We start from the raw sequence: 23,620 nt of genomic DNA, 5'->3' as shown, positions 1-23,620 counted from the left end.
AGGCGGGCAAAGGGATGCCGTTTTGCAGGCAGCGCTTCAGTCGGCGCAGACCGCGGATGAACCAGGAGACCAGGCTGCGGCGGAGTTTCCTGAAGCTCCAATGGTCGGGGTCACTTTGTTCCCCGGTTTTTTTTCGAGCGGCGTCGGACGCGCCAGGGCGTCGTCCTGGCCGACGCGGACGCACCAGTACATCGCCAGCGCCATGATCAGGACCAGTCGCTCCAGGCGGTCCGCGTGCCAAAGCTGTGAGCTCCCCAGGTCGAAGCCCCGGCCCTTGAAGTCGGAGAACATCGGCTCGATGGCCCAGCGCGCGGCATAGTCCAGCACCGACGCCCGCGACGGAGGGCAGTCCATCGCGATGATCCAAGGGTCTGGATGCCCGGCTTCGTGGAGGATGCCCAGGTTCGTCATGAGCCCCTGTGTGAACAGCCTCACCCCCGACAGATAACGTTCCGCCACGCCTTGTGCCAACTGACCGGTGATGGTCTCGTCGCCATGTCCGGTGTCCGCCAGCACGTTGCCTTTCAGCCGCAGCCGGTAACCCCAACCGTGGGTCTGGACCCAGCCGAACAGAGCGGCTGAGGGGTAGAACCGGTCCGCCGAGAGCAGCACCTGCGCCCCCGCAGGCAGCCAGGCCCGCACCTGCTCCAGCAGCCTTTGCTGACTCTCGAAGCCGATGTTGGCCGGCCCCGCCTCCGCCCGCCAAACTAAGGGCAGCGCCCGGTCGCCGACCCTCAGGGCCACCACCAGCAACGCCATCCGGTCGCCCAAGTCAGTCTGGTCCATAGCCAGCAGCACGGTCTGGCCGTTCCGCGCGGCCTTAGCCAGCGCCTCCCGTGTGAACGGCTCCATCACCCTCGGGGCGAGCAGCAAGGGATTCTTCAGCAAGCGCCTCAGCCATTGTTCGCGCATGTCCTGCCGCTCGGTCTCCAAAGGCAGCAGATTGGCCAGTTCCACGGTGTTCGGCGTCTGGCCTTCGATCATCGCACCCACGGCCAGCGCCAATTTCCCTACCACCGTCTTGCGCAGCCTCGGAAGTGCCCCCGCAAGCCCGTGCTCCACTTCATTCGCCAGTTTTCTTACAGTTCCCAAGCTTACCTTGAATCAAAAGTTGCAGAGGGGGATAGTTTATCTGAAACTGATAGGTGATGAGCAGCGGATGTCGGAAGTATTGTAAAATGGGCTATATTCCGAGTAAATTGATAGGTTTTTTCCTGAAAATTATCTCGATTTCTTCATTCATTATCCGGAACGAAAAAATGGCTAGCATCGAAAAGGTTGATGTCGAAAACCGCTTGAGAAGTGTTATTGATCCGAATCACGGGCTGGATCTGGTTACCGCCAAGTCGGTCAAATCGATCGCGGTCGACGGGGCGGACGTCGGAGTCAAACTGGAGCTCGGCTATCCGGCCAAAACCTATCTACCGGAACTGAAAGCGGCGGTCGAAGCGCATCTGAAGGCGCTGCCCGGCATCGGCAAGATCACAGTCGATGCCGGCGTGAAGATCATCGCGCACCAGGTGCAGCAGACTCTGAAGCCGCACAGCCAGGTTAAAAACATCATCGCGGTCGCCTCGGGCAAGGGCGGGGTCGGCAAATCGACGACCGCGGTCAATCTGGCGCTGGCGCTGGCCGCGGAAGGCGCGAATGTCGGGATTCTCGATGCGGACATTTACGGCCCCAGCATTCCAACCATGCTGGGCGTATCCGGCTACCCGGTCAGCCACGACAACAAGACGATGCAGCCGAAGATTTCCTTCGGGATTCAAACGATGTCGATCGGCTATCTGATCGATGCGGGCCAGCCGATGATCTGGCGCGGGCCGATGGCGACGAATGCGCTGCAGCAATTATTGCGCGATACCGCCTGGGACAAGCTGGATTATCTGATCGTCGACCTGCCGCCCGGCACCGGCGACATTCAACTGACCCTGGCGCAGCAGATTCCGGTCAGCGGCGCGATCATCGTGACCACGCCGCAAGATATTGCGCTGATAGACGCGCAGCGCGGTCTCGGCATGTTCGAGAAGGTCAACGTGCCGGTACTCGGCATCGTCGAGAATATGAGCGTGCACATTTGCAGCCAGTGTGGGCATGCGGAGGCGATTTTCGGCGAAGGCGGCGGCGCGCTGATGGCCGAAACCAACCATGTCGATTTTCTGGGCGCTTTGCCGCTGGATATCCATATCCGCCAGTTCGCCGATTCGGGCAGGCCGACCGTGGTGGCCGAACCGGATAGCCGCGCGGCCGCGATTTACCGGGAAATCGCGCGCAAGATGGCGGCGAAGCTGGCGTTGAAGGCGAAGGATTTCAGCGCGCGGTTTCCGAATATCGTGATTCAGAACACCTGAGCGGCTATTTGGATGCCGGTTTACGAACCCACCCTCTAGGGAGGGCTGATGATGCATCCAAATAGCGGAAGAAGCGTTATCCACCCGAGTTCGGGATAAGCCATGGGGTCTGAGGCAGCAGATTGACTTTGATAAATGAGAGCATGGGGTTGTTGTTTCTTATCCCGAATTCAGGTTTCAAGTAGGGTACGCTGTGCGTACCGTTTGCCGCCGAAAAATGTACGCACTCGGCAATTGCTCTGTCCCTAGACCACCCTTGTGGTGGCATTGCTCTCGATCGCGTGTTCCTGACGCGATCTATCTCCCCCATCCATGGGGTCGTACCTCCTGCTCCCTGCAGTCGAGCGTACCCTACGAAGCGCTCCCTCAGCGTCTGCCGATTCCCTTCAGATTAGGTTGGCTAAAACAGATTTTTTTACGCGAAAAGGGGCGCTCTGGATTTCTTATCCCGAACTCAGGTTTTATATTGTTTGTAGGCGTTGATCAGTCCGTTCGTGGAACTGTCATGGCTGGTGATGATCCGGTCGTTTTTCAGTTCGGGCAGGATCACCTTGGCCATCACCTTGCCGAGTTCGACGCCCATCTGGTCGAACGAGTTGATATTCCAGATCACGCCTTGCGTGAAAATCTTGTGCTCGTAAAACGCGATCAGAGACCCCAATGTTTTCGGAGTCATTTTTTTATATAGGAAGGAATTGGAGGGTTTATTGCCGTCGAACACTTTCGAGGCGACCAGCACCCGGTCTTCCCGTTCTTCCGGCGACAGCCGGGCTTTGACTTCTTCCTCGGTCAGGCCGTTCATTAGCGCTTCCGGCTGGGCGAGGAAATTGGAGATCAGAATATCATGGTGCTCGGGCAGAGGATAATGGCTGTTCGCGGCGGCCATGAAATCGCACGGGATCAGCTTGGTGCCCTGATGGATCAACTGGAAAAAGGCGTGCTGGCCGTTGGTGCCAGGCTGGCCCCAGATGATCGGGCCGGTGCTGTAATCGACCCGATTGCCGTCCAGATCGACGCTTTTGCCGTTGCTTTCCATGTCGCCCTGCTGCAGGTAATCCGCGAAATAGCGCATCGACTGGTCGTAAGGAATCACCGCGTGCGAATCGGCGCCGAAAAAATTGTTATACCAGACGCCGAGCACGGCCATGATGACCGGAATGTTCTGGTTGAACGGCGTATGGCGAAAGTGCAGGTCGGCCTCATGGGCGCCTTGCAGCAATTCTTCGAAGTTGTCCATGCCAATGTACAGTGCGGTGGACAGGCCGACCGACGACCACAGCGAATAGCGGCCGCCGACCCAGTCCCAGAATTCGAACATGTTATTGGTATCGATGCCGAACCGGGCGACATTTTCCGCGTGCGTCGAGATCGCGACGAAATGTTTCGGAATCGATCCTTCGGATCCGGATCGCTCGATAAACCAGTTTCTGGCCGATCGGGCGTTCATCATGGTTTCCGGGGTGCTGAACGTTTTCGAGGTGACCACGAATAAAGTCGTCTCTGCGGACAAAGGCTTCAGTGTTTCGACCAGATTGGTCTGGTCTACATTCGAAACGTAGTGGACTTTGAGCTGATCCGAACCGTAAGGGGACAGTGCCGCGGATACCATTTTGGGACCCAGGCCGGAGCCGCCGATGCCGATGCTGACGATATCGGTGATGGCCCGGCCGCTGTAGCCTGTCCAGGCGCCCGATCTGACCGTTTCGCAAAAGGTGCGCATTTGGGCCAGTACGCGGTTGATGTCCGGCATTACATCCTTGCCGTCGACATACACGGGGGTGTTGCTGCGGTTACGAAGGGCCGTATGCAGAACGGCGCGGTGTTCAGTGATATTGATGATTTCACCGGTGAACATCGCCTCGATTTTCTGCCTGAGCCCTTGCGACTCGGCCAGGCCGACAAGGAGGGCGAGGGTTTCTTCGTGGATGCGGTTTTTGGAGTAATCGAAAATGATATCGTTGAATTGGAGAGAAAACTTTTTGAAGCGGTCCGGGTCTTTCCTGAAAACTTCCCGCATCGATTCGTTTTGAATGTGTTGAAAGTGGGTTTTGAGTGCGGTCCACGCTTTGGAATGAGTCAATGTCGACATTTTTAGGGACTCCAAATCTAAATAATCCGAATTATGGTGTAAGTCTAATTGGTACACTGCTGAAAAGCTGATTTAAAATTATAATCCATTGAAATTTAATGATTTCCAAAATTTACGGGGTTTGGGCTTACACCTCTCATAATCGAAATGGCGGCTGGTAACATGACTGCTTGTTTTAGCGCCGCTCACTTTATGGCCTTGCAAGCTCCTTGCTCCCCAACCACGGCCTCTCTGGCAACCCCGTTATTCAACTGCCTTTAATCGGCAAACCCTACCCTAATCCGAGTTCGGGATAAGCCATGCTGTCTGAGGTAACAGATTGACTTTGATAAGAGAGAGCTTGGTTTTGTTGTTTCTTATCCCGCACTCAGGTTTCAAGTAGGGTACGCTGTGCGTACCTTTTTCGGCGTTAACGGTACGCACAGCGTACCCTACGCAGTGATCCATCAGCCCCTGTCGATTCCCTTCAGATAGGTTGGCTAAAACAGATTTTTTTACGCGAAAAGGTGCGGGCTGGATTTCTTATCCCGAACTCAAGTTACCCTAACAGCACTCAGGTTCGAGCGAGCAGCGCCAGTACTGATCTTCCTTTTCGAATATGCGGCGACTTTCCTCCGGACCCCAGGAGCCTGCCGGGTAGGTGGCGATAGTGTCGCTCTCTACCGCCCAGGTTTGCAGGATGGGTTCGACAATGCGCCAGGCGTTTTCCACTTCGTCGAAGCGTAAAAACAGCGAACGGTCGCCAATCATCACATCGTGCAGCAAGTCCACATAAGCATCGATCGCTTTTTCATCGGGACTGCAGTAGCTGGCATCCAGGCTGGCGGTTCGGGTACGCATTTCCAGCCCCGGCTCTTTGATCGTCATTTCAATTTTGATGCATTCATCCGGCTGTATACCTAACAATACCCAATTGGGATTCATGCATTGAATGTGGGTGTTGCGGAAAAAGTTCATCGGCGGATGACGAAAGCTGATGGCAATGGTCGACCGGCTTTCGGCCATGCGCTTGCCGGTCCGCAGATAAAACGGTACCCCACGCCAGCGCCAGTTGTCCACATACAGTTTCATGGCGGCATAGGTCTCGGTTATGCTGCCAGCCGGAATATTGTCTTCTTCACGGTAGCTTTTGACCGGCTGGCTGTTGATGGTGCCCCGAGCATACTGGGCGCGAAAAGTATAGGCATGTACGGCGGATTTGGGGATTGGCCGCACCGACTTCAGCACCTTGACCTTTTCATCGCGCAGGGCTTCGGCGTCCATGGTGGCGGGTGGCTCCATGGCTACCATGGTCATTAATTGCAACAAATGACTTTGCAACATGTCGCGCATGGCACCGGCCTCGTCGTAATAGCCGCCGCGCGACTCGATACCAAATGCCTCGGAATGGGTAATCTGCACATGGTCGATATAATTACGGTTCCACAACGGCTCCAGCATGGCGTTGGCGAACCGGAATACCAGCAGGTTCTGCACCATGCCTTTGCCCAAATAATGATCGATGCGGTAGATCTGCTCTTCCGACAGGTACTGGCCGATACGGCTTTGCAAAACTTGGGCGCTTTCCAGATCGTAACCGAACGGTTTTTCGATGATTACCCGTCGCCAGCCCTCTTCCTGCTTCAACGCGTTGACCTGGCTCAACTGCTGGATGACGTTACCGAACTCGTTGGGGCTGATCGACAGATAAAAGGCGCAGTTTCTGGGAAACGTCGGCTGGCTCAGCAAAGTAGCCAGTCCCCTGTAGCATTCGGCATCGTCGATATCGCCTCTGTGGTATTCCAGCCGCGCGCAAAAGCGTTGAAAATGAGTTGCGTCCGGTTTGTCCCAGGCTTTGGCCTCGATCATTTGCCTGACCTCTGCCAGCCATTGCGCACGATCCCAGGGCCGCCGTCCGATGGCAACAATTTTGGTGGAGGCGGGCAGTTTGTCCTCCATTTCCAGGTGATACAGCGCCGGTATCAGTTTGATGCGGGATAAGTTGCCGGTTGCGCCAAAAATGACATAAGTGCAAGAATCGTCGGTCATGATCGTTGGTGGGTTTGAAACTGGAAAAACCGGAGCTGCCCCGTTGCTATCGTTTATACCGTGTAGGTGGAGGAAGCGGTCTTGCCGCCGCGCCCGGTCCAGTCGGTATGGAAAAACCGGCCGCGCGGCTGGTCAATGCGCTCGTAGCTGTGGGCGCCAAAATAGTCGCGCTGGGCTTGCAGCAGATTGGCGGGCAGACGGGCGCTGCGGTAACCATCGTAATAAGCCAGTGCGCTGGAAAACGCCGGGGTGGGGACGCCCAGTTCGATGGCGGTCATCACCGCCTTGCGCCAACCCGCCTCGGCCGTTTGCATGGCGTTGGCGAAAAAGTCGGCCAGTAGCAGGTTTTCCAGTTGCGGATTGTCGGTGTAAGCCTGTTTGATGTCACCCAGAAACGCGCTGCGGATGATACAACCCCCACGCCACATCAGAGCAATATCACCATAGTTAAGTGTCCACCGGTATTCGCTGGCCGCTTCGCGCATCAGGCGGAAACCCTGGGCGTAGGAAATGATCTTGGACGCATACAGGGCCTGACGGATGGCTGCGATCATTTCCGCCTTATCGCCGTCGAAACGTTTGAGCGTGCGCGGCAGACGCTCGGCAGCACGGACCCGCTCGTCTTTCATGGCCGACAAGCAGCGGGCGAACACGGCTTCTCCAATCAGCGTCAGCGGAATCCCCAGTTCCAGCGCGTTGATGCCTGTCCATTTGCCGGTGCCTTTCTGACCGGCGCTATCCAGTATCTTGTCCAGCAACGGCTGCCCGTCGCTGTCCTGATAGGCGAGAATATTGGCGGTAATTTCAATCAGGTAAGAACTGAGTTCGGCCTGATTCCACTCGGCAAACACGCCGGCACATTCCTCAGCCGTCAGTCCAAGCCCATCGGTCAATAACTGATAGGCTTCGCAGATCAGCTGCATATCGCCGTATTCAATACCGTTGTGCACCATTTTCACATAATGTCCGGCGCCCTGATCGCCCACCCACTGACAACAGGGTTCGTCATTCACCTTGGCGCTGATGGTCTGCAAAATGGGTTTGACCCGCTCCCAGGCCTGCGGGTTACCGCCCGGCATGATCGATGGTCCGTGGCGCGCACCTTCTTCGCCGCCGGAAACCCCGGTACCGACATACAGAATACCGGCTTGCTTCAGTGCATCGGTGCGCCGGTTGGTGTCGGTATACAGCGAGTTGCCGCCGTCGACAATCATGTCGCCGGGTGCCAGCAAGGGCAGCAGTTGTTCAATGTACTGATCCACCACCGCCCCGGCCTTGACCATCAGCATCACAATGCGCGGCGCAGCCAGTTGGTCCACCAGTTCCGGCAACGAATAGGCGGCAACCACCTGAGTGCCGGCAGCCTGCCCCTTGATGAATTCATCGGTTTTGTCGGCACTGCGGTTATGCACAGTCACCTTGAAGCCGTGATCGTTCATGTTCAAAACCAGGTTTTGCCCCATTACCGCCAGGCCAATCAGGCCAATATCCGCCTTGGTCATCGGAAATCCTCCTTAATGTGTCATAGAAAAAATATTGCAAACTGTTGACGCCGGTTGAGAAGCCGGCGACATTTCTTCAATAGTGTGCCCCAACTGCTCCTCGGCCAGTTTCTCGGTAAGGAACAGGGTATGTTCGGCCATGTATCAACAAGCATGCCCGAAAGGAAAAATACTGATTCAATCCGCCAAAAGAGCGGCTGCGTGATGCCGAAGGTGATCCTCGATGAAGCTGGCGATGAAGTAATAGCTGTGGTCGTAGCCGGGTTGGCGCCGGAGGGTCAGGGGGTAGCCGGCTTCGGTGCAGGCCGCTTCCAAGGCCTCGGGCTTGAGCTGTTCGACAAGGAAATTGTCGTCCTGCCCTTGGTCCACCAGCAGGAGCAGGCGCTCGCGGGCGGTGGCGATCAACTCGCAGGCATCCCAGGCGCGCCAAAGGGTTTCGTCCGTTCCCAGGTAATGGGTAAAAGCCTTGCGCCCCCAAGGACAGTCCCCGGGATGGGTGATCGGGGAAAAAGCCGACACCGAGCGGTAGCGTCCCGGGTTGCGCAGAGCACAGACCAGTGCCCCGTGTCCCCCCATGGAGTGGCCGCTGATTGCCCGGTTCTTGGTAACCGGAAAATGAGCCTCGATCAAGCCCGGCAATTCGTTCACCACGTAGTCGTGCATGCGGTAGTTGCGATTCCAGGGCTCTTCCGTCGCATCGACATAGAAGCCGGCGCCAAGGCCGAAGTCCCAGGCGCCTTCGGGATCACCGGGCACCTGCTCGCCACGGGGACTGGTATCGGGAGTCACGATGGCGATGCCCAGGGCCGCCGCTACCCGCTGGGCTCCTGCTTTCTGCACGAAGTTTTCATCGGTACAGGTGAGGCCCGAGAGCCAGTATAGAACCGGCACCGGGCTCTGCTCCGCCGCGGGCGGAAGATAGATGGAGAAAGTCATCTCGCAGCCCACGGATAGAGCATGATGGCTATAGCGTTGCTGCCAGCCGCCAAAAGATTTACTGGAGGCGACGAGGTTGAGTGTTTCTTTCATGAGTTATCCGTAATTTGTTCCATTTCGATAGGCTGAATGCCCGAGCGTTGAAGTAATAATTCAACTGTTTTTGTTTTGCCCCGTTGAATCTGTTTAATCTGCCGATTCAAAAGTGCTATAGCGCTGTGGTGCTTCGCGGCCTGTTTTTTGTGCCACGCCATGTGCTCGCGTAGTTGGTCAATAGTCATTCGGGTTCACCATCGAAAATCAGACTGGCATTGTGCGCATCGTCACGCAGGCTGCAGGCAAACAGCAACGATCTTGTGGCCGTCCAGGTCGCGTGCGTAAGTCGCGTAGGCATTGGGGGCGAAGCTGCGGGGGCCGGGAGCGCCGGCGTCCTGCCCACCAGCGGCCAGGGCGCGCTTGTGGAACTCGTCCACCGCCGCCCGGCTGGGTGCCGCAAAGCTCACCGTGACCCCGTTGCCGACGCTGGCCGGCTGGCCGTCGGCGGGTTTCAGCACGAAAAACTCGGGCGCGGATTCTCCCCAGATGGCGGCTGTCTCCGAGTCGGCCACTCGTTGGTAGGCAAGGGCGGAAAGCACTTGGTCGTAAAAGGCGCGGGCCCGTTCCAGGTCGTTGGTGCCGACGGTGATGTGGGTAAAGATGGCCATGCAAGTCTCCTGCGATTGAGTGGATCAGTGGTTGAAATGAATAACGGTACGGATGCTCTTGCCTTCGTGCATCAGATCGAAGGCTTGGTTAATATCTTCCAGCCCCAGGGTGTGGGTGATGAAGACGTCCAGGGGAATCTCGCCACGCTGGGCACGCTCCACATAGCCTGGCAGCTCCGAGCGGCCGTGCACCCCGCCGAAGGCGGAGCCACGCCAGACCCGGCCGGTGACCAGTTGGAAAGGACGGGTGCAGATTTCCTCGCCGGCGCCGGCGACACCGATGATCACGGATTGCCCCCAGCCCTTGTGGCAGGATTCCAATGCGGAACGCATCACCTTTACATTGCCGATGCACTCGATGGAGTAATCCACGCCGCCGTCGGTGAGATCGACGATGACCTCCTGAATCGGCCGGTCGTAGTCCAGCGGGTTGAGGCAATCGGTGGCGCCGAGTTGTTGGGCGATCTCGAATTTGGCCGGATTGATGTCCACGGCGACGATACGCGAGGCTTTGGCCATCACCGCGCCGATGATTGCGGAGAGCCCGATGCCCCCGAGGCCGAACACGGCGACGGTCGCGCCTTCCTCCACTTTGGCGGTGTTCATGACTGCGCCGATACCGGTGGTCACCCCGCAGCCCAGCAGGCACACTTTCTCCAGCGGCGCCTCCTTGTTAATCCGGGCCACTGCGATTTCCGGCAGCACGGTGTATTCGGAGAAGGTAGAGGTGCCCATGTAGTGGAAGATGGGTTTGCCGTCCTTGCTGAAGCGGCTGGTGCCGTCGGGCATCAGGCCCTTGCCCTGGGTAGCGCGGATGGCCTGGCATAGGTTGGTCTTCCCGGACAGGCAAAACTTACACTTGCCGCATTCCGGCGTGTACAGGGGAATGACGTGGTCGCCCACTGCCACGGAGGTGACACCTTCGCCAACCGCCTCGACGATACCGCCCCCCTCGTGACCGAGGATGGCGGGAAAGATGCCTTCCGGATCGGCGCCGGACAGGGTATAGGCATCGGTATGGCAAACACCGGTGGCGACAATGCGCACCAGCACCTCGCCCGCCTTCGGCGGGGCCACATTGACTTCAGTTACTTCCAGGGGCCGGCCACTGCCCCAGGCAATAGCCGCACGAGATTTGATCATTTTGCACCTACGATTTTGCGTTAATTAACTTGGTCAAAGATTCCGGCGGCCCCGTCAATGAATCCTTCACAATAAGCGTCATTTGCACTGCCCGGAAGATTCAGTGAAAGTGTCTCGGATAAGCGCTGGAGACGGCTGTGAGCCCCTTCCGACGGCTGCCAGAAGGCCACCGGTCTCAGGTCAGCAATCCGTTTTAAGTCGTCATAAGTAGCGGATTCCAATGCCCAATGCTCTCCCTGTGCGAATCCCTCAGCCCGTTGACGCTCTGAGTTGGATTTTTTGCTTACCTTCAAACGCTCGATACCTGCTTCTAGGTTCATATGCTTTCTTTTTAAGTTCTCGATGGATACAGCGGTCTCGAATGCTTCCTTGGCAATAGCGGACCAGTTGAGGTCAAGTTCGTCCATGCTGACCTTGAGTTCGTCCGGGACAGAGATATTGATTCGTGCCATTTTTTGCTCCGATAGTCATCATATGGCGCATACTATATCACTTATGCTCTAAAATTGTATATATGCGCATAAAAATATATATATGCGCATTTGACTCCTGATCGAGTCTCAGGCTTTTTCAATTCGCTATAGTTTGTGTCTATGAGACGCGCCTACGGTTACGTCATCGACTTTCTCGATTTGTATTATCAAAACCGGCACTGGTCCGCGTTCATAGTTGTGGTTCTTATCAAGGCGCGAACTGCAGTAGAAAGCTTCAGACAAAATGATACGATGATCGTTATGAACCGCCCCGGGTTTGTCGGAGGCTGATTGTTGTGAGTCATGCCGCGATAGCCGACTCGGAAAGTTGTTGATAATATCTTGCTTCGGCTTCTGCCGGAGGGATATTACCAATTGGCCCTAGCAAGCGTCGATGATTAAACCAGTCAACCCAGGTCAAAGTGGCGAGTTCGACGGCTTCGCGATTCTTCCAGGATTGTTTATGAATCAGCTCGGCCTTATACAAGCCATTGATGGTTTCAGCCAGAGCATTGTCATAAGAGTCGCCGACGCTACCCACGGATGCCTCAACGCCAGCTTCTGACAGACGTTCGGTATAGCGAATCGACACGTACTGCACGCCGCGATCGCTATGGTGAATCAGGCCGCCGTCACGCACGGGTTGCCGGTCATGTAACGCCTGCTCCAGCGCATCCAGTACAAAGTCGGTGTGCGCTGAGGCAGAGACCTTCCAGCCAACGATATAGCGGGAGAAGACATCGATCACGAAGGCCACATAAACAAAGCCTTGCCAAGTTCTGACATAGGTGAAATCGGCCACCCATAACGCATTCGGACGCTCGGCACTGAACTGCCGGTTGACGCGATCCAAAGGGCAAGCCGCGTCGGCATCGCTGATCGTAGTCTTCACCGTTTTGCCGCGTACGATCCCTTTCAGTCCCATTTGCTGCATCAGGCGTTCCACCGTACAACGAGCCACAGCCAAGCCTTCGCGCTGCAATTGCCACCAGACTTTGCGGGCGCCGTAGGCTTGGAAACTTTCATCCCAAACTCGGCGAATCTGCTGGCTTAGAGCCTCGTCCTGCTTGGCCCGGGTTGAGCGCAATTCAGGATTAGCGGCGCGTGCTGCGTGCAGATAATACGTCGATGGGGCAATCGGCAATACTTTGCAGATTGGCTCGACCCCATAAGCCTCGCGATGTTCATCGATAAAGGCGTTCATCGTTTGAACGGGCGGTCGAGCTCCGCCTGTGCAAAATAAGCCGACGCCTTGCGCAGAATCTCGTTGGCTTGGCGTAATTCGCGAACTTCCCGCTCCAGCGCTTTGATCCGTTCCGATTCGCTGCTGATCGAACCTTTCGCCTCATCGTTGGTTTTTTGCGATTGCCTGATCCAGCGGCGTAGCGTTTCAGCTGTGCAACCCATCTTGGCGGCAATCGACTGAATAGCCGCCCATTCCGAAGCGTATTCACTCTGATGCTCGCTCACCATGCGAATGGCTCGTTCCCGAATCTCCGGTGAATAATGATTTGTTGTTTTCGTTTTCATAGCTCCATCTTCTCATAAGTTGGAGCCTCCGATAATCCCGGGGCGGTTCAGTTATGCAGTTACCTTTGAGCGCGTATTGTGCATGGATTCACCATTGAGCGCTGCGGTAGACATTGTGAACGAGGCGTTCCAGTATGGCGTCCCCCAGCGTATGATTACCTACAATTTCATACCAACCCTTAACAGGTAACTGGCTCATAATAACCACGCACCCACGTCCACACACGATGAAAAACATGGATCAAAAACCCGATTTCAAGCGCAATCCGCTGCCCTTGCCCAACGGCCACGATAAGGTGCTGCTGCATTCCTGCTGCGCGCCCTGCAGCGGGGAGGTCATGGAGGCGATGGTGGCTTCCGGTATCGATTTCACCATCTTCTTCTACAACCCCAACATCCACCCACGCAAGGAATACGAGCTGCGCAAGCACGAGAACATCCGCTTCGCGGAGCAGTTCGGCGTGCCCTTCGTCGATGCCGATTACGACCGCGACAACTGGTTCGCGCACGCCAAAGGCATGGAACACGAACCCGAACGCGGCGTCCGCTGCACCATGTGCTTCGACATGCGTTTCGAGCGGACTGCCTTATACGCGCACGAGCACGGTTTCCCGGTCATCACCAGTTCGCTGGGCATTTCGCGCTGGAAGGACATGCGGCAGATCAACGGCTGCGGCCACCGCGCCGCCGCGCACTACCCAGACCTGCTGTACTGGGACTATAACTGGCGCAAGGGCGGCGGTTCGGCGCGCATGATCGAAATCAGCAAACGGGAAAACTTCTACCAGCAGGAGTATTGCGGATGCGTCTATTCGTTGCGCGACACCAATGACCATCGTTTGGCGATGGGGCGCGAACGCATCCGGTTGGGCGTGCTGTACTACGGTAAGGAAGAAGCCGCGCCCGTGGCCGGCCCCGATGCAGACGATATGATGTGACGAGAAGAACATGAGCTATCCTTTCGTCGACCTCGTCGATGACTGTCTGGCCGGGCGTGACTGGCAACAATGACGGCGGTGCTGTCCGAGGACAACCAGGCCCGGCTGAGCCTGATTCGTGACCGGCGGCCCAAGTCGCTGACGGCGCTGGCCGAGTTGACCGGGCGGCAGATACTCAACTTGTCGCGCTCGCTGCGGATGATGGGGGGCTACGGCTTGGGATTTGGTTAAAAATAACTTACACTTATCGTTCCCACGCAGAGCGCTCGTCGTTATACATATCGTATCCGCCCATTCAATATTCCATCAAATACAACCTTATTGTAGGGTACGCTGTGCGTACCTTTTGAGCTTTGAGAAGGTACGCACAGCGTACCCTACAGCGGGAAATCATTGTTGACGGAATCTTTATGTGGAAGCCGGCGGGAGTCCAAAGCTCGCTTTGGTTCGCTCCTCTATCACGTTCAAAGCAAGCTTTGAACTCCACTGCTTGAGCTTTACAGGACTTGTGTGTAACGATGAGCGTGGGAACGATGAGGGCGAAACTCCGGAGGTTAATTTCGACCGAGTCTTTAGTCAAGCTCAAACGCGACGGACACGGCTTGGAGCCGGTGGCGCTGGTGACGGAATTTCTGATCGTGCCGAACGACCCGGCATGCACATAGGACAGGACACGATGGCACAGAACGACAACAACGGCGGCAACCTCGGCTTCGAGGCGGAACTGTTCAAGGCCGCCGACAAGCTGCGCGGCAACATGGAGCCCAGCGACTACAAGCACGTCGCGCTGGGCCTGATCTTCTTGAAATACATCTCCGATGCTTTCGAGGCCCGCCACGCCGAGTTGCTGGCCGAGGATGCCGCTGCCGCCGAAGACAAGGACGAATACCTTGCCGACAACATCTTCTGGGTACCGAAGGAAGCCCGTTGGTCGCACCTGCAAGCCAACGCCAAGCAGTCGAGCATCGGCACGCTGATCGACGACGCCATGCGCGCCATCGAGAAAGACAACGAATCCCTCAAGAGCGTGCTGCCCAAGGACTACGCCCGCCCCGCACTCAACAAGGTGATGCTGGGCGAGTTGATCGATTTGATTTCCGGCATCGATTTGCAACCCGTAGGGGCGAATAATCATTCGCCCCTACCAACGGCAAAATCTCACGATGTGCTCGGCCGCGTCTACGAATACTTCCTCGGCCAGTTCGCCGGCGCGGAAGGCAAGCGCGGCGGCGAGTTCTACACGCCGCGCTCCGTGGTGCGCACGCTGGTCGCTTTGCTGGAGCCGTATCAAGGACGCGTCTATGACCCCTGCTGCGGCAGCGGCGGCATGTTCGTGCAGAGCGAAAAGTTCGTCGCCGAACACGGCGGGCGTATTGGTGACATCGCCATCTACGGACAGGAAAGCAACTACACCACCTGGCGGCTGGCGAAGATGAACCTCGCGGTGCGCGGCATCGATTCGGACATCAAGTGGAACAACGAAGGCAGCTTCCACAAGGACGAGCTGCGCGACCTGAAAGCCGACTTCATCCTCGCCAACCCGCCTTTCAACATCAGCGACTGGGGCGGCGACAGATTGCGCGAGGACGTGCGCTGGCAATACGGCGCGCCGCCAGTGGGCAACGCCAACTACGCATGGTTGCAGCACATCTTCCACCACCTCGCGCCGCACGGCTTTGCGGGCGTGGTGCTCGCCAACGGTTCCATGAGTTCGCAGCAAAGCGGCGAAGGCGACATCCGCAAGGCGATGATCGAGGCGGGCTCGGTGGATTGCATGGTCGCGTTGCCCGGCCAGTTGTTCTATTCTACGCAGATTCCGGCCTGCTTGTGGATACTGGCCAAAGACCGCAGCAACGGTCTGGTCAAGAAAACCAGGCTGCGCGACCGGCGTGGCGAAGTGCTGTTCATCGACGCGCGCAAAATGGGCGTGCTGGTGGACAGGACGCGCCGCGAACTGACGGACGATGAAATCGCCCGCATCGCCGCTACCTACCACGCATGGCGCGGCGAAGCCGACGCGGGCGAATATTTGGATATTCCCGGTTTTTGCAAATCCGCCACACTGGACGAAATCCGCAAGCACGGCCATGTCCTCACGCCGGGCTGCTATGTCGGCGCCGAGGCGACGAGGACGACGAAGCCTTCGATGACAAGATGCGGCGTCTGACCGCGCAACTGGCCGAACAAATGGCGCGCGGCGCGGAACTGGATGCCGTCATCCGCGACAAGCTGAAAGGACTGGGTTATGGCCTCTAAGAAAAAAACGGAAGTCAGCCTCACCCGCAGTTCGGCTGCTGAATACCTGACTTTCGTGGCTGCGAGCGGCGAAGGCGGGGTCGAGGCGGTCTATGCCGACGAAAACGTATGGCTGACCCAGAAGATGATGGGTACGCTCTACAACGTGGAAACACACACCATCAACTACCACTTGAAGAAAATCTTCTCCGACAGCGAACTGGAGGAGTCGGCAGTTATTCGAAATTTTCGAATAACTGCGGCGGACGGCAAGACCTACGACACCAAGCACTACAACCTCAAGGCCATCATCGCCGTGGGTTACAAGGTCAACAGCGAGCGTGCCGTGCAGTTCCGCAAATGGGCTACCGACGTGGTGTCGGAGTTCGCCATCAAAGCCTACGTGATGGATGCCGAACGGTTGAAGTCCGGCAGCGTGCTGACCACGCAATACTTCGAGGAGCAACTGGAGCGCGTCCGTGAAATACGGATGTCCGAGCGTAAGTTCTATCAGAAGATCACCGACATCTATTCCGCCGCGCTGGACTACGACCGCAACGCCGCCACCACCAAACGCTTCTTCGCCAGCGTGCGGAACAAAATGCACTACGCCATCCACGGCCACACGGCAGCCGAGGTCATCGTGGCGCGCGCCGATGCCTACAAGCAGTTCATGGGCTTGACCACCTGGAAAGATGCGCCCCACGGCAAGATCCAGAAATACGATGTTTCGGTTGCCAAGAACTACCTTTCGGCGTTCGAGCTGGAGCAACTGGAACGCATGGTTTCGGCCTACCTGGATTTCGCCGAGAGCATGGCCAAGCGCCACATCCCGCTGACGATGGAGGATTGGGAAACGCGGCTCAACAGCTTCATCGAACTGTTCGACTATGGGCTATTGAAGGACGCCGGCAAAGTGACGGCGGAAATCGCCAAGCTGCACGCCGAAACCGAGTTCGAGAAATACCGCATCGTGCAGGACCGGCTGTTCGAGAGCGACTTCGACCGCTTTCTGGCGCTGGAGCGGCAGACACAGGCGATTGCCAAGCCTGCCAAGGCGGTAAAGCCGAAGGGGAAGAAGCCATGAACACTCACCGGCCTGATTCCAGTGCCTCGTTCTTGATGGGCATAAAGGAGGCTGCGGTTCAAATTAACAAGCTCCACGTTCAGATGGCCCGTGAAATTGAGCCGATGGTTAAGCACATCATCCGCTCAGGTTCCCTCGACGCCCATGAAATTGAAAGGGTACTTGACCATCTATTGGACTGTGCTTGCGTATCGCAGGGACTGAAATTGTTCAAAGATCTGTGCCGCTATTACTTTGCCCAGAATCCGGCGGCGGTGGCGCGCTATGTGAACGCCTACCGTGACCTGTGGGATGAAGACGCGGAGGTGAGGAAATGAACCGTGAGAAGATGGGGGGACTGGGTTATGGCATCTGAGTGGACTTCCGTCACGCTCGGTGAAGTGACGAAATGGCTTTCGGGCGGCACGCCCAACAAAGCCACGCCCGAATTTTGGAATGGCGACATTCCGTGGATAAGCGCCAACTCAATGCACGACATTCGCATTGACGACTCGGACTTGAAAATCACGCTGCAAGGTCTTAAAAGCGGCTCGCGCTGGGCGAAGAAAGATTCCGTATTGCTGTTGGTTCGCGGCGGTGCACTTCACAATCGGCTACCTGTTGGCATTGCAACTCGCGATGTTGCGTTCAATCAGGATGTCAAAGCACTGGTTGCAGATGAGACGAAGCTCGACCCGTGGTTTTTGCTCTACTGGCTTCTCGCAAATCAAGAGTTCCTTCTTGAATCCATCGTTGAGTTCACAGGCATAGGCGCTGGCAAGCTCGATACCAAGCGTATGCAGGCACTTGAAGTGAAGCTGCCGCCGCTAGAAGTACAGAGAGAAATTCTCGGCATAGTGAAAACGCTCGACGACCGCATCGACAACCTGCGCCGAACCAACGCCACGCTGCAAGCCATCTCTAGCGCGTTGTTCAAGTCGTGGTTCGTGGATTTCGCGCAACCCGTAGGGGCGAATAATTATTCGCCCCTACATCATTCGCCCCTACACGGCGTGCCGCAAGAGGACATGCAGGAATCGGAACTGGGCTTGATTCCGAAGGGGTGGCGGGTGGCTTCTCTCGATGCGATTGCGGACTACCTCAACGGTCTGGCGCTGCAAAAATTTCCGCCCGAAAGCGAGACCGAGTTCCTGCCCGTCATCAAAATCGCCCAGCTTCGTGCGGGCAACACCGACGGAGCGGACAGGGCCAGCGCGCGCATCAAGTCCGAATACATCGTCGAGGATGGCGATGTGCTGTTCTCGTGGTCGGGTTCGTTGGAGGTCGAGGTGGGGACGGGCGGGCGCGGCGCGTTGAACCAGCACCTATTCAAGATTACCTCGCGCGAAGTGCCCAAGTGGTTCTACTACTTCGCTACACGCCAGCATCTTGCGGACTTTCGCGCCATCGCCGCAGGCAAGGCCACCACGATGGGGCATATCCAGCGCGGCCACCTCAGTGCCGCCAAAGTTGCCGTGCCGCCACCGGATGAAATGGCGAAGGCAGATGCCGTCATCACGCCACTGTTCGAGCAGAAAATCAACAACGCATTGCAAGCGCGAACCCTCGCCGCCCTGCGCGACACCCTACTGCCGAGGCTGATCTCCGGCAAGCTGCGGGTGGGTGTAGGGGCGAATAATTATTCGCCCCTACCGGGTGCGTCGAGCACACGGGCGAATATCGGGAATGACGTGGAAACGAATAATCATTCGATCCTGAAATCCCGGCCTAACATATCGAATATGAAGGTACGACGTGACGAACGGTAATTCAAAAAACCGCCGCCGGTCAATCCGCCTAAAAGGATATGACTATTCGCAGGCTGGGGCGTATTTCATTACCATCTGCACCGGTGGACGCGCCTGCCTGTTTGGTGAAATCGCAGGTACGGAAATGCGGTTGAATGATCGGGAATGGCGCGACAGTGTTGGCGCGCCATTCCCGATCATTTTCCGTTGGTGGAATTGGACGAATTTGTGATCATGCCGAATCACGTTCACGGGATTTTGTGGATCGCTGGGGTAGGGGCGAATAATCATTCGCCCCTACATTCGCCCCTCCCACCGTCACGTTCACCACAACATCCGCGGGGGACGTCAAAAACCATTGGCTCGGTGGTTCGCGGTTTCAAAATCGGCGTGACCAAATGGATGCGGGAAAACCATTTCGATGGTTCCGTCTGGCAGCGGAATTATTACGAACACGTCATCCGCGACGATGAATCCCTGAATCTCATCCGGCAATATATTCTCGACAATCCGGCGCGATGGATGAACGATCATGACAATCCGGCTGTAGGGGCGAATAATCATTCGCCCCTACAGGATAATCATTCGCCCCTACAGAGTGACGGCAACCGCAAGGAACCGCGCTGATGCCCGCCTACCAGCCGCCTTTCCAGTTGACCCACCGCATGACCGCGCAGATGTCGCGTATCTCCGAATTACTGGGCGAATGGAACGCGATTAATCGGAATACACTGGTGCCGCAACTGCGTCGTGGCAACCGTATCCGCAGCCTGCATGCTTCGCTGGCGATCGAGCAGAACACGCTGACGCTGGAACAGGTCACGGCGGTGCTGGACGGCCGAATCGTGCTGGGTTCGCCGCGCGAAATCCAGGAAGTACGCAATGCCTTCGCGGCTTACGAGGCGATGGAACGGTGGCTGCCGCATCGCGCCGAGGATGTGTTGGCCGCCCATGCGTTGATGATGGCGGCACTGGTCGATGATGCCGGACGTTGGCGGCGCGGCAGCGTTGGCGTGATGGCGGGCGACAAACTGGTGCACATGGCTCCGCCCGCCCGTCGCGTACCGGACTTGATGCACGATTTGCTGCACTGGCTGGAGACGACGGACGCGCATCCGCTGATCGCCTCGACCGCGTTCCATTACGAATTCGAGTTCATCCACCCTTTCAGCGACGGCAACGGGCGCATGGGGCGCTTGTGGCAAACCCTGATCCTGAGTCGCTGGCAGCCGATGCTGGCTTATCTGCCGGTAGAAACGGTCATCAAGCGCCGCCAGCAGGAGTACTACGACCAACTGGGCATGGCGGATGCGAAAGCCGATTGCTCCGGTTTTATCGAGTTTTTGCTGGATGCCATCGAGACGGGTTTGCGGGATGCCATTCAGATCGAAAATGCAGAAAAGACGCCGGTAGAAACGCCGGTAGAAACGCCGGTAGAAAAGTCCGCCAAGACGCCACAACGGATTCTGGCCCTGCTTCGGCAACAGCCGGAATTGACGCTGGCCGACATCGCGCAAGCCATCGGACGTTCGCCGCGCGCCGTGGAGCGCGCCGCCGCCAAGCTGCAAACCGAAGGTAAGCTGTGTTACCACGGCCCGAAAAAAGGCGGGCGTTGGATGGTGCTGGATGACGACAAAGCCAAAGGAAGGCGCTGATGGCCTTTCTGTCCGAAGCCGAAGTCGAACAAGCCCTGCTGGAACAACTGCGCGGGCTGGGCTACGCCGTTGCGTCTGACGAGGTCGTCGGCCCCGACGGCAGCGCGCCGGAACGCGACAGCCACGATGTCGCGGTGCTGCACAAGTGGCTGGAAGACGCCGTGTCGCGGCTCAACCCGAACATGCCGCCGGACGCGCGCGCCGATGCGTTGCGCAAATTGACCCAATCCATCTTCCCCGCCCTGCTGGAAGAAAACCGCCGCCTCCACACGCTGCTGGTTGAAGGCGTGGATGTGGAATATCTCGGCAAGGATGGCGTGCTGACGGCGGGCAAAGTTGCGCTGTTGGATTTCGAGCGGCCAGAATGCAACGACTGGCTGGCGGTCAACCAGTTCGTGGTTATCAACGGGCAGATCAACCGCAGGCCGGACGTGGTGCTGTTCGTCAACGGCCTGCCGCTGGCGGTGATCGAACTGAAAGCGCCGGGCAGCGCGGGCGCGCATCTGGCGGGCGCGTTCAACCAGTTGCAGACCTACAAGCGGCAGATTCCGGCGCTGTTCCACACCAATGCGCTGCTGGTCACGTCCGACGGCATCGCCGCGCGCGTGGGGTCGCTGTCCGCCGATCTGGAACGCTTCATGCCGTGGCGCACCACGGATGGCAAGGACATTGCGGCTAAAGGCACGCCGGAATTGGCGACGTTGATTGAAGGCGTGTTTGAGCATCAACGTTTTCTGGATTTGTTGCGCTGGTTCACGGTGTTTGGCGAGCGCGACTCCGGTTTGGTAAAAATCATTGCCGGTTATCACCAGTTCCATGCGGTGAACCTGGCGGTGGAATCCACGGTGCGCGCGGCGGCGCAAATACAGGACATGGCCGAAGACCCGGCAAATTATGGTTTGCCTTCCGTGCGCGATCAGAAACCGGGCGACCGCAGAGCCGGCGTGATCTGGCACACGCAGGGTTCCGGCAAGAGTCTGCTGATGGCTTTCTACGCCGGGCGGCTGGTGAAGCACCTGGCGATGGAGAATCCGACGCTGGTCGTGCTGACCGATCGCAACGATCTGGACGACCAGTTGTTCGCCACCTTCTCGATGTGCCGCGACCTGATCCGCCAGACGCCGGTACAGGCCGAAGGCCGCGAGCATTTGCAGCAACTGTTGGCGAGGGCATCGGGCGGCGTGATTTTCACCACCTTGCAGAAATTCGGCGAGGTGGACAGGCCTTTGACCATGCGCCGCAACGTGGTCGTCATCGCCGACGAAGCGCACCGTTCGCAATACGGCTTCCGGGCGAAGGTGGACGCCAAGACCGGCGAAGTGTCCTACGGCTTCGCCAAATACCTGCGCGATGCGCTGCCCAACGCCTCGTTCATCGGCTTTACCGGCACCCCCATCGAGGCGGCGGACGTGAACACCCCGGCGGTGTTCGGCCACTACATCGACGTGTACGACATCAGCCGCGCGGTGGAAGACGGCGCGACGGTGCCGATCTATTACGAATCGCGGTTGGCGCGCATCGAACTGGACGAGGATGAAAAGCCCAAGCTCGACGCCGAGGTGGAGGCATTGACCGAGGACGAGGCCGTCACCGAACAGGAAAAGCTGAAGGCGAAATGGGCGACGGTCGAGAAACTGGTCGGCAGCGAAAAACGCCTCGCACTGGTGGCAAAGGATTTGGTGGCGCATTTCGAGGACAGGCTGGCCGCGCTGGACGGCAAGGCAATGGCCGTGTGCATGAGCTGCCGTATCTGCGTGGCGTTGTACGACGCCATCGTCAAGCTGCGCCCGGACTGGCACAGCGCCGACGACACTGCCGGAGCGGTCAAAATCGTGATGACCGGCGCGGCCAGCGATCCGCCCGAATGGCAGCAGCACATCGGCAACAAGGTCCGGCGCGAGCTGCTCGCCAAACGCGCCCGTGACGCGAAAGATCCGCTGAAGCTGGTGATCGTGCGCGACATGTGGCTGACCGGCTTCGATGCGCCGTGCATGCACACGATGTACGTGGACAAGCCGATGCAGGGCCACGGCCTGATGCAGGCCATCGCCCGCGTGAACCGCGTGTTCCGCGACAAGCCGGCGGGCCTGATCGTGGATTACATCGGCATCGCGCAAAGCCTGAAATCGGCGCTGGCGCAGTATTCGGCGCGCGATCAGGAAACCACGGGCGTCGATGAGGCACAGGCCATTACCGTGTTGCTGGAGAAATACGAAGTGGTGCGCGACATGTACCACGGTTTCGACTACGTCACGGCCTTGAACGGCACGCCGCGGCAGCGGTTAGCGATGATGGCCGGAGCCATCGAATGGATACTCGACAAACAGCAGCAATGGGCGGCTGCGGAAACCACTGACGAAGGCAAGAAGAACGCCCAGCGCCGCTATCAGGATGCGGTGCTGGCCTTGTCCAAGGCGTATGCGCTGACATCGGCCTCGGACGAAGCGCGCGGCATCCGCGAGGAAGTGGGTTTCTTCCAGGCCATCCGCGCCGCGCTGGTCAAGTCGGCCACCGGCTCTGGCATCACCTCGCAGGAACGTGATTTCGCCATCCAGCAGATCGTCAGCCGCGCGGTGGTCTCGACCGAAATCGTGGACATCCTGAAGGCGGCGGGTATCCAGTCGCCGGACATTTCCATCCTGTCCGACGAATTCCTCGCCGAAGTGCGGCAGATGGGCAAGAAGAATCTGGCGCTGGAAGCGTTGCGCAAGCTCATCAACGACGGCATCCGCTCGCGCAGCAAGGCCAATATCGTCGAGACGCGGGCGTTTTCGGAACGGCTGGAAGATGCCGTGGCGCGCTACCACGCCAATGCCATCACCACCGCCGAGGTGTTGCAGGAACTAATCCAATTGGCGAAGGATATCCGCGCCGCCCGGCAACGCGGCGAGGAGCAGGGCCTGAGCGACGAGGAAATCGCCTTCTACGACGCGCTGGCCGAGAACGAATCGGCGGTTCAGGCGATGGGCGACGATAAGCTCAAAGTCATCGCCCACGAACTGCTGGTCAACCTGAAAAGCAACATCTCGGTAGACTGGGCGCACCGTGAATCCGCCCGCGCCCGGCTGCGCGTGCTGGTCAAGCGCATCCTGCGCAAGTACGGCTACCCGCCCGACTTGCAGGACGCGGCGGTACAGACCGTGTTGCAACAGGCCGAGGCGCTCTCGGCCGGATGGATTTAGAGGTTCCGCTCATGGCCGACGACGCTCTCGCACAATCCGA

Annotated in this window: 23 protein-coding genes and 1 other annotated feature; of the genes, 12 read left to right on the top strand and 11 right to left on the bottom strand. The window is 57.9% G+C overall.

The genetic code is table 11. The annotated features are described in order from the left end of the window. Positions 1-36: 36 nt before the first annotated feature. Positions 37-1,005, bottom strand: coding sequence for a transposase (locus tag METAL_RS15585; protein WP_245549398.1), 969 nt, complete (start codon positions 1,003-1,005; stop codon positions 37-39). Positions 1,006-1,259: 254 nt separating this feature from the next. On the opposite strand from METAL_RS15585, the gene apbC reads away from it, so the two are divergent. Then, the gene (gene apbC / locus METAL_RS15580; protein ID WP_031429758.1) at positions 1,260-2,351 is read left to right on the top strand and encodes an iron-sulfur cluster carrier protein ApbC; all 1,092 of its coding nucleotides are present in this window, start codon (positions 1,260-1,262) and stop codon (positions 2,349-2,351) included. A gap of 454 nt (positions 2,352-2,805) precedes the next feature. Here apbC and pgi read toward each other — a convergent pair whose 3' ends face one another. The 10 genes from pgi to METAL_RS21145 form a co-directional block, all read right to left on the bottom strand. Further along, positions 2,806-4,440, bottom strand: coding sequence for a glucose-6-phosphate isomerase (gene pgi / locus METAL_RS15575; protein WP_005373804.1), 1,635 nt, complete (start codon positions 4,438-4,440; stop codon positions 2,806-2,808). A 543-nt stretch (positions 4,441-4,983) separates the two neighbouring features. After that, positions 4,984-6,468 carry a glucose-6-phosphate dehydrogenase gene (zwf, locus tag METAL_RS15570; protein ID WP_005373802.1) on the bottom strand — a complete coding sequence of 495 codons (1,485 nt, stop codon included), beginning with the start codon at positions 6,466-6,468 and terminating at the stop codon, positions 4,984-4,986. A gap of 53 nt (positions 6,469-6,521) precedes the next feature. Continuing rightward, positions 6,522-7,970, bottom strand: a complete 1,449-nt coding sequence (gnd, locus tag METAL_RS15565; RefSeq protein WP_005373801.1) for a decarboxylating NADP(+)-dependent phosphogluconate dehydrogenase — start codon at positions 7,968-7,970, stop codon at positions 6,522-6,524. A gap of 177 nt (positions 7,971-8,147) precedes the next feature. Next, on the bottom strand, positions 8,148-8,999 hold the full coding sequence (gene fghA, locus METAL_RS15560) for an S-formylglutathione hydrolase (protein ID WP_005373800.1): 852 nt from the start codon (positions 8,997-8,999) through the stop codon (positions 8,148-8,150). Continuing rightward, complete coding sequence (locus tag METAL_RS15555) at positions 8,996-9,187, bottom strand: hypothetical protein (protein ID WP_031429754.1); 192 nt, start codon at positions 9,185-9,187, stop codon at positions 8,996-8,998. Before METAL_RS15555 ends, fghA begins: the two co-directional genes overlap by 4 nt. 42 nt (positions 9,188-9,229) lie before the next feature. Beyond that, positions 9,230-9,610 (bottom strand): VOC family protein, encoded by a 381-nt coding sequence (locus tag METAL_RS15550; RefSeq protein ID WP_005373799.1) that lies wholly within the window; start codon positions 9,608-9,610, stop codon positions 9,230-9,232. Positions 9,611-9,634: 24 nt separating this feature from the next. Further along, positions 9,635-10,753 (bottom strand): S-(hydroxymethyl)glutathione dehydrogenase/class III alcohol dehydrogenase, encoded by a 1,119-nt coding sequence (locus tag METAL_RS15545; RefSeq protein ID WP_005373797.1) that lies wholly within the window; start codon positions 10,751-10,753, stop codon positions 9,635-9,637. Positions 10,754-10,773: 20 nt separating this feature from the next. Beyond that, positions 10,774-11,205: a hypothetical protein gene (locus METAL_RS15540; protein ID WP_005373796.1), complete on the bottom strand. Its 432-nt coding sequence runs from the start codon at positions 11,203-11,205 to the stop codon at positions 10,774-10,776. A 322-nt stretch (positions 11,206-11,527) separates the two neighbouring features. Then, positions 11,528-12,756, bottom strand: a protein-coding gene (locus METAL_RS15535; protein ID WP_169740946.1) for an IS3 family transposase whose coding sequence is annotated in 2 segments (ribosomal slippage) — positions 11,528-12,465 and positions 12,465-12,756 — 1,230 coding nt in all. Because the reading frame shifts where the segments join, the coding sequence is not laid out codon by codon here. Further along, positions 12,356-12,472, bottom strand: a sequence feature (AL1L pseudoknot). It overlaps the preceding gene by 117 nt. 88 nt (positions 12,757-12,844) lie before the next feature. Further along, entirely contained in the window at positions 12,845-12,955 is a 111-nt protein-coding gene (locus METAL_RS21145; RefSeq protein ID WP_425357674.1) for a hypothetical protein, read from the bottom strand. Between the two features lie 37 nt (positions 12,956-12,992). On the opposite strand from METAL_RS21145, the gene METAL_RS15525 reads away from it, so the two are divergent. The 11 genes from METAL_RS15525 to METAL_RS15490 all read left to right on the top strand — a co-directional run bounded on the left by METAL_RS15525 (position 12,993) and on the right by METAL_RS15490 (position 23,580). Next, positions 12,993-13,694 (top strand): epoxyqueuosine reductase QueH, encoded by a 702-nt coding sequence (locus METAL_RS15525; RefSeq protein ID WP_051040502.1) that lies wholly within the window; start codon positions 12,993-12,995, stop codon positions 13,692-13,694. Between the two features lie 69 nt (positions 13,695-13,763). Continuing rightward, on the top strand, positions 13,764-13,925 hold the full coding sequence (locus tag METAL_RS20120) for an HVO_A0114 family putative DNA-binding protein (protein WP_213069404.1): 162 nt from the start codon (positions 13,764-13,766) through the stop codon (positions 13,923-13,925). Positions 13,926-14,227: 302 nt separating this feature from the next. Beyond that, on the top strand, positions 14,228-14,359 hold the full coding sequence (locus tag METAL_RS21865; protein ID WP_005373788.1) for a hypothetical protein: 132 nt from the start codon (positions 14,228-14,230) through the stop codon (positions 14,357-14,359). 11 nt (positions 14,360-14,370) lie between these two features. Continuing rightward, a complete protein-coding gene (locus METAL_RS15520; protein ID WP_005373787.1) occupies positions 14,371-15,861 on the top strand; it encodes a class I SAM-dependent DNA methyltransferase in 1,491 nt (496 codons plus the stop codon). Positions 15,862-15,939: 78 nt separating this feature from the next. Further along, positions 15,940-17,016: a virulence RhuM family protein gene (locus METAL_RS15515; RefSeq protein WP_005373785.1), complete on the top strand. Its 1,077-nt coding sequence runs from the start codon at positions 15,940-15,942 to the stop codon at positions 17,014-17,016. Next, on the top strand, positions 17,013-17,333 hold the full coding sequence (locus tag METAL_RS15510) for a hypothetical protein (protein ID WP_005373783.1): 321 nt from the start codon (positions 17,013-17,015) through the stop codon (positions 17,331-17,333). Before METAL_RS15515 ends, METAL_RS15510 begins: the two co-directional genes overlap by 4 nt. 27 nt (positions 17,334-17,360) lie before the next feature. Continuing rightward, entirely contained in the window at positions 17,361-18,764 is a 1,404-nt protein-coding gene (locus tag METAL_RS15505) for a restriction endonuclease subunit S (RefSeq protein WP_005373781.1), read from the top strand. Further along, positions 18,751-18,975 carry a hypothetical protein gene (locus METAL_RS21140; RefSeq protein ID WP_213069403.1) on the top strand — a complete coding sequence of 75 codons (225 nt, stop codon included), beginning with the start codon at positions 18,751-18,753 and terminating at the stop codon, positions 18,973-18,975. The genes METAL_RS15505 and METAL_RS21140 overlap by 14 nt, the downstream gene beginning before the upstream one ends. Then, positions 18,960-19,370, top strand: a complete 411-nt coding sequence (locus METAL_RS15500) for a transposase (RefSeq protein WP_213069402.1) — start codon at positions 18,960-18,962, stop codon at positions 19,368-19,370. The genes METAL_RS21140 and METAL_RS15500 overlap by 16 nt, the downstream gene beginning before the upstream one ends. Further along, positions 19,370-20,398 (top strand): Fic family protein, encoded by a 1,029-nt coding sequence (locus tag METAL_RS15495; RefSeq protein ID WP_005373779.1) that lies wholly within the window; start codon positions 19,370-19,372, stop codon positions 20,396-20,398. The genes METAL_RS15500 and METAL_RS15495 overlap by 1 nt, the downstream gene beginning before the upstream one ends. After that, positions 20,398-23,580 (top strand): type I restriction endonuclease subunit R, encoded by a 3,183-nt coding sequence (locus METAL_RS15490; RefSeq protein WP_005373777.1) that lies wholly within the window; start codon positions 20,398-20,400, stop codon positions 23,578-23,580. The genes METAL_RS15495 and METAL_RS15490 overlap by 1 nt, the downstream gene beginning before the upstream one ends. Positions 23,581-23,620: the final 40 nt, after the last annotated feature.

The sequence above is a fragment of the Methylomicrobium album BG8 genome, from assembly GCF_000214275.2.
Lineage (GTDB): Bacteria > Pseudomonadota > Gammaproteobacteria > Methylococcales > Methylomonadaceae > Methylomicrobium > Methylomicrobium agile.
This window is presented reverse-complemented; position numbering and strand designations above follow the sequence as displayed.